The 1,006-nt window shown below is 50.0% G+C and carries 1 protein-coding gene; it reads left to right on the forward strand.

Annotated elements, in window-relative coordinates; all coding sequences use genetic code 11:
* On the forward strand, positions 1-720 hold a 720-nt coding region (locus C5S62_RS13540), incomplete at its 5' end, for a YncE family protein (protein WP_371411183.1).
* Positions 721-1,006: the final 286 nt, after the last annotated feature.

Raw genomic sequence — 1,006 nt, forward strand, 5'->3', positions numbered from 1 at the left:
GCCGTTTGCGGTGCCGGCGGTTATGTGTTCATTGCCAATAACGACGGTTATGTGAGCCGTCTCGATACGCTGACTCATGCCATTGATCGCCGTGAGGAGGTGGGGCCTAATCCTGCCGGACTTGCCGCTCTTGACGGCAAGGTTTATGCCACAATTTCTGATGGTTATAACTATGACGACGGTTATGTCAATGGCTTGCGTGTGGCTGTGGTTGATGTGGCCACGGGCGAGAAAACCGGTGATATTGCCGTGGGGCTTAATCCGGGACAGATTGTGGCCGAACCGGCCGGCCGGTACCTTTTTGTTGTATGCCGCGGAAACTATGATGATGTAGCCGCCAAGGTGCAGCGCATCGCTCCGGAGGAGAACAACGCTGTGACGGACTTTGCCGGAGGAGGAATGGTGGCCGTGACTTCGGCCGGACAGGTAGCGGTGGTCAGTATGGAGGCCGATTATGCCGCCAATAAGGCCCGGGTGACTTCCAATGTCTATGACGCAAGAACCGGAACCGTTGTTGTCAGGAATCTGCTGGATGCCAATCCGCCGGCTATGCCTGCGTCCATTGATGCCAATCCTCTTACGGGTGAGTGGTATGTTTGTTCGGACAAGGGGCCGAACGACTATGACAAGCGCGGGGTTGTGTATGTGTATTCCCGCAACGGTAGTTTGTTGAGAACCTATGAGGCTGGCATTCATCCCGTAGGTGTGATATTCCGTTGATATGGATATTTTCTTCGGAAAGGGCATGTGAGTGAAGAGCCATGCCTTTCCCGCTTCTTTATGAATTATGATAATCCTCCACCAGTTTTCCAGTGTGTTCCTTAATGCTGGGAAATGTGGTGGAGGATTTTTTGTGCTAATAAATGTAAATTCTCTTTCGTTCGGACCGTTGATGATATTAACATTTTTAACTTTCCTGTAAGCCGGAATAAGTTTCGGAAGGATGACAATAAGGATCGTTTTTACGCGAATACGGAGAATTTAAATTGCAATACTTGGAATTTTT

The sequence above is a fragment of the Prevotella sp. MGM2 genome, from assembly GCF_002933955.1.
Lineage (GTDB): Bacteria > Bacteroidota > Bacteroidia > Bacteroidales > Bacteroidaceae > Alloprevotella.